Source organism: Streptococcus sp. HMSC068F04, from assembly GCF_001837455.1.
Classification (GTDB): Bacteria; Bacillota; Bacilli; order Lactobacillales; family Streptococcaceae; genus Streptococcus; species Streptococcus salivarius_D.
On sequence record NZ_KV832479.1, the window covers coordinates 1 to 5,403 of the forward strand.

The following is a 5,403-nucleotide window of genomic DNA, read 5'->3' on the forward strand; positions in this document are numbered from 1 at the left end:
TATTGTGCACTTATATTGTATATTCAAGACATAAAACTTAAACCTCACACTTCTCTCAAACAGAAAGTTTTTACAATACCTAGAAAGTTACCAAAGCATAGATAAGCACTTACAGCCTCGCTATTTTTATAGGCGTGTCTATCATAAACTGCCATTCTAACCTCGTTCACTTTGTTTAATGATTTTAAGCACTCTAGGTGTCAGAAAAACTAGTAAACAAATATCCAAAACAATCACAACAATAATGATTAGACGCCATTCGGCATCTCTCACCGTCAGCAAACGATAAATACCAGCTAAAATAATAGCCAAATGCGCCAAGCCCATACCAGCGTAAATTTGTTTAAGAGTAAACTGTCGTTCTTCAAGTGGACGACGGTCAAGCTCTCGCTTAATCAACAGGGGCAACACAAGTAAAAAGATTGATAGCAATACTAAAGGCAGCCAAAATAAGAAAGAAGAACCATTATATAATAATTCTAAACCAATATTTCCACCTATCAAACCAAAGGCAACAACCATGAGTCGTAAATAACGTAACGTTCCTGAACGAAGTCGGTTAAGATAAGGTATCGCACTCTCCTTTCATCACAATCACTTGTCCGCTTGGCATAATCATAACTAGGACTTAAGGATCTTTCTCTGCTCCTCAACAGATTGGAAAAGAACCTTTTTGCCCCATCTTCCTTTTCTCACTGGACAACTCAACCTTAAAACCAAGAAATCCTCCCTAATGACATCAATAGCCATAACGAATCGCTAGCAATTTTCGCAACTCTGCTATTCGCTCCTCGATAAAGGGAGACAAGGTCAGCTGGTCTTTTCTGACCACTTCGGATATTTCCAGTGACATCCTGCTTAAGATATAGGGAGTGGCTGAACGAGAGTCTGCAAGTTCCGTTCGGTAGGAGTGCAGGACCTGCTTCAAATCAGCATAATCTGGCTTATCTCCAATAGTTTCAATTACTTCATCGATAATAGCTACTGCTTGTTCTCGTCTCTCTTTGCCTCCTGCAAACCATTTAAGTCCTGTCATTAAGAAAACCTCCTTATTTCTTTCAACTAATTTTTCAATCACATCTTTAGTATAGCATTCAAGTGTCTCTATCAGAGCTAGCGTCCCAAAAAGTGGCTATACGTCCCGAGTAGTAAAAAAAAAGACTGAATATCATTTTTGATTCAGTCCATGTCTTATTGAAAAAGCTTTAACTAATTCTTTCTATACTGCCTATAGACTCCAAATAAAAAGAAAAAGAATCCTATTGATGCTAACAAAAGTTGATAGATATTTCCTGATGACAATAGTACTTTGCTATATAAATATATCATCGCAATAGTCGAAAAAATGATTAGGTATTTCTTCATTTGTATCACCTATCTCAAATGAAGATTATTCAGCTGTACCATAACAAAATGCTGTGCTACCGCCTGCAAATCCAGCTCCTGCACCGTCGTTATGAGTTAATTTTGTAAACATTGCTTATACTCCTTATTTTGTCAATTACTTACTTCTCTATATTATGGTTGATATACTTGATGCCCCATAAAAATAGTACGAAACCCAATAATGAAAAAAAACCTACAAATATAGCGATAACTTTTTGATAATAGAAATCTGTTGTCAAAAAACGAAGGCAACTAAGTGTCAGTAACAAGAAACAAGCTAGGGAAGCTTTTAATTGATTTAACACAGTTGGTTCTTCTCTTCTTGTCATTATTTTTCGAATGAGCAATATATCAACCACAACCACTAAGAGGGCTGCTACGATGTAGACCAATTGGAATACGGATGATAAGTTATGAAGTAATTGACTAAAAAAAAGTACCAGTAAGGATATGCTAACTACTTGGGCAATGACAAATAGCACTATATCCCTTTTTGAAACTCTATGTGTCATTGTTGTTCTCCTTCAACACTAGCAAGTGTTTCAAGGTCGAGGGTGTTAAAGTTTTCAATTGTTTGAGTTGCCATGGCAACTACCTCCTAAAATTTTTATCGTGTGATCTCTCAATTACATCTTTAGTATAGCATTCAAGTGTCTCTATCAGAGCTAGCGTCCCAAAAAGTGGCTATATGTCCCGAATGGTAAATTCATACTATAAATATCACATGATATTTTAATCTTATTTTCATCTCATTGTATAACTAAGTCATATTATGATATACTATTACATAATTTATGAATATTTTCAGAAAAGCTACAGCTAGTAAAGATGGAGGAAGCTCCCCTTGGAAATTTATATTTTAGAGGACAATCTCATTCAACAAGGACGACTGGAGATGGTATTGTCTCAAGAGTTAAAAAAATACAATAAAGACTTATCTATTGTACACACCTTTGATAAGCCTCAGCAATTTATAGAAGCGATTGATTCAACAACTTCTAACCAGCTCTTTTTTCTTGATATCGAAATTAAGGGAGAAAAATTAAAAGGGCTCGATATTGCTAAAATCATTAGGGAAAAAAATCCCTACGCTACTATTATCTTTGTCACTACCCACTCAGAGTTTATGCCACTAGTTTTTGATTACCAAGTATCTGCCCTAGACTATATCGATAAAAGTCTCTCTGAAATAGAATTTAGGAAAAAGATAACCAGAGCTTTAGCTATAACTATGAAACCACTTGGAATAGAGAATGACGAGATTTTTGATTTTCAAACACAACATACAGCTATTCACATCCCTTTAAACCAAGTTATCTATATTGAAACTTCTCCGCAAAAGCATTATGTGATACTCCATGGTACAAACAATCAAATGACCTTTCGTGCAAATCTAAAGGACCTTGAAAAAGCTAGTCCTTCACTCGTATCTTGCCATCGTTCGTATCTCATTAACCCTAACAACATTATAAGAATCAACAAATTAAAACGTGAAGTCGAAATGACTGATGGTAGTATCTGTCCTTTTTCACGTACCAAAGCTAAAATGCTGATGGATACTTTTAAAAGAAGGAACCTTCAATGATTATTTTTTTATTTTTGCTTACTGTTGTCTCTGAATGTTTCAATATTTGCCTGTTTCTTTACTTAATAAACAAAAGAGTTTCAATTGGGCATTTTCTTATTATCTTATTTTGTCGCATAGCATATACCAAAATATGTAACAGTCTATCCTGGAAATTCTTATTCTACTTTAACGAAGAAATATTCTATCTTTTATTATCTTTTTTTATATCACGAAAGCCCTACTTACAATCAAAGCTTAAAATATTCAATGCTCTTCTCCCCACAACTCTTAATAATATCAGTTTTAGAGTAATCATTTTCTTTATATTTCCTTTGTTTGGAATCAGTGTTGAAACAATAAAAGTTAATTATCTTATAGCTGTCTCATCTTCTTTCCTAACTATTTTACTATCCTTTCTTTTAATAAAATTATTCAAGGAAAGCTTTGGAGTTATACAAAAAGGACGATTAGCCCCTCTCATATCAAAGAGTATTATTATTGCTGATATCATTATGATTGCTTATACATTTACCCAGCAATATCTCGTCTACCTCGAAAACACTACTCATACATCCACTCTGATAATCAGGAAGTTAATTGTGGTTATTTATCTAGTCTTGTTCTTTATCATGCTTATCTTCTTAGATAGAAATATCCGAGCAACAATACAAAGTCAGTTGGACTTTCAAAAAGATATTCAACTATCGCATCTTACGAATTATAACAAACAGATTGAAAACCTCTATCAGTCGGTTCGAAGTTTTCGTCATGATTATGCCAATATTTTAACAACACTCAAACTTGGTATCGATCAAAATGATATGGCTATTGTAAAAGAAGTCTACGACTCAGTTCTAAAAGATTCCGATAAGCATTTAAAATCGAAAACATTTGATTTAACTCGCTTAATAAACATAGAAGATAACACTATCAAAAGCCTACTTGCAGCTAAGTTCCTAGAGGCAGAAGAAAATAACATTGATATCTCCTTAGATATTCCTGAAACTATCAAACTCGAGGGTATGGAGATGGTCGATTTTATTACTGTAATATCTATCTTTCTAGACAATGCGATGGAAGCATCGATTCAGTCTGACATACCAAAAATGCATATTGGCTACTTCAATCATGGTAATAAGCAAATCTTTATTGTCCAAAACTCAACCCAGGAAGAATTTATTCCTATCTCATCACTTTTTGAGAGAGGTGTCTCCAGTAAAGGGGATCATCGCGGTATAGGTTTGGCCAACGTTAGGAATATATTAGACAACTATCAAAATATTTCTTTAAAAACTGAAAGTATGACTTTTGCATTTACACAGGAACTTAATATATCGAAAAAAGCTTGACTAGTTTCAAGCTTTTTCTGTTGCTCCATCTTACTACTTATGAAAGTATCTTCTAGATTACCTACAGAATAATCAAGTGAAATCATTTATTGTTTAAAATAGTTTTTGACTTGCAAGTAAGCTAGAAAATCACAGAGGATTAACAAAAGCATTAATACGGCTAGTACTATACGGTCTGTGATATCACTGAATGTAAGTAATGTGTAAAACTCTACACAAAGCACAAGAAATGAGATGACAAGAAAGACAATGAAGGACTGCCGTATTGTTAACGGATTTACTGAATCTGGACGTTTCTTAAGCAAACGGTAGAGCAGTCCATTAACAAAAATGACTACTAAAGCTAGTGCTCCGACTGCTAACCAAATCTCTGGAGAGGTCTTGCTTTTGTAGAGAGAAATACTGGTACTTATAAGGAAAACTGCCAGTACAGCAGTGACGACCCTAGAAAATCGCAATACTCTTGAACTAATATTCTTTAACTTCATGATAAAACAATTAAGCTATGAATAACCTCAGTCAGTCTTGTAAACTGAATAAGCTATTACATTTAACTATATTCCTTTCTGTATTTCATATTTCGTTTATACATTGCTATCTTTAGTAGGCTTGAGAATAAGCCCTTAGCGATTAAATTCTACTGGAGATGTAATACAATAGCGTCATTAGTACTGATACTTTAAATAAGCGAATATACATATCTTTGTTTTTTCTATTACAAAGATATGCAATCAAATATAATATAATCTCCGCTATCATTAGCAAGAATAATTTTACTTCGGGAACATCAAAAATAAGCATTTGCAAGCACCTCACGTTCAAAGGGGCCACAAGTTACTTTTTAAACTGTGCCCATTTTTTTAAAAGCAGACTATAAAGAAGCAAGGTTAGCCCAAACAAGTTAATGGTATGGTGAACAGCATCCAAACTTCTAAATAGATTAGCAAGGCCCATTCCTATGAGAATGGTAGCCAGTAAATACGGTTTTGAGTTTTTAAACATACTTTTCTCCTTAAAGTGTTTTTAGCTATCTGTGCACAAGCTATGAATTTTATTATAGATTGGAAGCCGATAGTCAAAACCACCCGTGAGAACGGGTGG

The 5,403-nt window shown here is 34.1% G+C and carries 7 protein-coding genes and 1 pseudogene; 2 read left to right on the forward strand and 6 right to left on the reverse strand.

Annotated elements, in window-relative coordinates; all coding sequences use genetic code 11:
- Positions 1–156: 156 nt before the first annotated feature.
- From HMPREF2571_RS04400 to HMPREF2571_RS10525, 4 genes and pseudogenes are all read right to left on the reverse strand, one after another.
- A complete protein-coding gene (locus tag HMPREF2571_RS04400) occupies positions 157–522 on the reverse strand; it encodes a hypothetical protein (protein WP_013991116.1) in 366 nt (121 codons plus the stop codon).
- A 217-nt stretch (positions 523–739) separates the two neighbouring features.
- Positions 740–1,036, reverse strand: coding sequence for a bacteriocin immunity protein (locus HMPREF2571_RS04405; RefSeq protein ID WP_013991117.1), 297 nt, complete (start codon positions 1,034–1,036; stop codon positions 740–742).
- A 469-nt stretch (positions 1,037–1,505) separates the two neighbouring features.
- Complete coding sequence (locus HMPREF2571_RS04410) at positions 1,506–1,898, reverse strand: hypothetical protein (RefSeq protein ID WP_003094909.1); 393 nt, start codon at positions 1,896–1,898, stop codon at positions 1,506–1,508.
- A gap of 8 nt (positions 1,899–1,906) precedes the next feature.
- A pseudogene (locus HMPREF2571_RS10525) lies at positions 1,907–1,972 on the reverse strand (ComC/BlpC family leader-containing pheromone/bacteriocin); the annotation flags it as partial.
- Positions 1,973–2,230: 258 nt separating this feature from the next.
- On the opposite strand from HMPREF2571_RS10525, the gene HMPREF2571_RS04415 reads away from it, so the two are divergent.
- Complete coding sequence (locus HMPREF2571_RS04415; RefSeq protein ID WP_013991119.1) at positions 2,231–2,971, forward strand: response regulator transcription factor; 741 nt, start codon at positions 2,231–2,233, stop codon at positions 2,969–2,971.
- Positions 2,972–3,552: 581 nt separating this feature from the next.
- Positions 3,553–4,302, forward strand: a complete 750-nt coding sequence (locus HMPREF2571_RS10810; protein ID WP_013991120.1) for a sensor histidine kinase — start codon at positions 3,553–3,555, stop codon at positions 4,300–4,302.
- Between the two features lie 86 nt (positions 4,303–4,388).
- Here HMPREF2571_RS10810 and HMPREF2571_RS10975 read toward each other — a convergent pair whose 3' ends face one another.
- Positions 4,389–4,790: a hypothetical protein gene (locus HMPREF2571_RS10975; protein WP_013991121.1), complete on the reverse strand. Its 402-nt coding sequence runs from the start codon at positions 4,788–4,790 to the stop codon at positions 4,389–4,391.
- Between the two features lie 346 nt (positions 4,791–5,136).
- A complete protein-coding gene (locus HMPREF2571_RS10655; protein ID WP_013991122.1) occupies positions 5,137–5,304 on the reverse strand; it encodes a hypothetical protein in 168 nt (55 codons plus the stop codon).
- Positions 5,305–5,403: the final 99 nt, after the last annotated feature.